The organism is Oleiphilus sp. HI0066 (assembly GCF_001635725.1).
In genome coordinates, this window is record NZ_LWFH01001798.1 from 1 (window position 1) to 1,160 (window position 1,160).

Consider the following 1,160-nt stretch of genomic DNA (forward strand, 5'->3'; position numbering starts at 1 on the left):
GTCGAGAATATAGCGATCGCTGCCGCCAAAGGCAGCCAATAATATGCTTGCTCGTATTGCTGTGCTTTTGCCGTTAGGCATGGCTGTATGCCTATGCTTGTTCTGGTTGATGGCAAAATTGATTGAACCTTCGATACACCAGCCTACATCTTCCAAAACCTTACTAGTTGTAGATTTTTTGAGGGCTAAAACCAATTCAGATTCAGAACCCCCTGAGGAAGAAAGGCGAGAGTTGGCAGACGAGATTCCTGAGCAGCCGCAAATCGCACCTCCCGCTCTAATGCTTCCTGATATTGCAAATCAAAAGCTATCGATTGAGATGCCATTGTTCGCTGATGAAGTTGCCATCGAGGCGCCTATTTCGTTGGCAGAGCTTTCATTTGAAGGCATTAACAATGAAGCAACGACAAGTCTAGGAAATAGCCGAGAATTGGTTGCAGTGAGAGAAAGCACACTTACTTATCCTCCTAAAGCTCAACGAAGGCGAATAGAAGGATGGGTGGTATTTAATTATATAGTAACTGCAGAAGGCAAGGTGACTGACGTTGAAATCGTTGAATCTTCCCCTCCAAGAATTTTTGATCGTGTCGTGTTGAAGGAGGTAGCTCGATGGGAATACCTGCCTCGTTTGGTCAATGGTCAAGCGCAAGCTACGCGTGTTGTTGAGCGTAAGTATGTATTTCAGCTCTAACCGATCCATTTTACGGCATCGCAGTTTATCTCTGGTGCTCACGTTCTTTATCTCGACTGGGTTGTCGCATGTAAGTTTTGCGACCGATTTTCAAATGCCTCCAAGTGTTGCTGCGGGCGGAAGTGAAGGCTCTGCTAGTAAAAAATCCCTTGTGTCAAAAGGCACCTACAATTTACTAGTTGATTTGCAAGGTAGTATTGATGAAGGCGATATTGATGGCGCGTTTGAGAAACTTAATCGATTGATCATTCGCGTACAGAAGAACGCCTATGAAACGGCCGTCGTCTTGAAAACGGCGGGTTATATTTATGTCAGCCGCAATGAAAATACTAAGGCAATTGAGCTACTGGAATTAGCTCATAACATGAGCGCTCTGGTTCATGAAAATCAGCAAAAGTTGCGTTATGACTTGTCTCAACTTTATCTTTCTGAAGATCAATTAATTCTGTCTATTCGTTATCTACAATCT

The 1,160-nt window shown here is 43.8% G+C and carries 3 protein-coding genes; 2 read left to right on the forward strand and 1 reads right to left on the reverse strand.

What is annotated here, in order from left to right:
- Window positions 1-195: hypothetical protein (locus A3738_RS32240; RefSeq protein WP_231876783.1), on the reverse strand; the 195-nt coding region annotated here is incomplete at its 3' end.
- Window positions 196-232: 37 nt separating this feature from the next.
- Here A3738_RS32240 and A3738_RS27910 point away from each other — a divergent pair.
- Together A3738_RS27910 and A3738_RS27915 are read left to right on the forward strand one after the other, a co-directional pair.
- Complete coding sequence (locus tag A3738_RS27910; protein WP_231876784.1) at window positions 233-691, forward strand: energy transducer TonB; 459 nt, start codon at window positions 233-235, stop codon at window positions 689-691.
- A gap of 94 nt (window positions 692-785) precedes the next feature.
- Window positions 786-1,160 (forward strand): hypothetical protein (locus A3738_RS27915; RefSeq protein ID WP_156504554.1); only part of this gene is annotated, 375 nt, incomplete at its 3' end.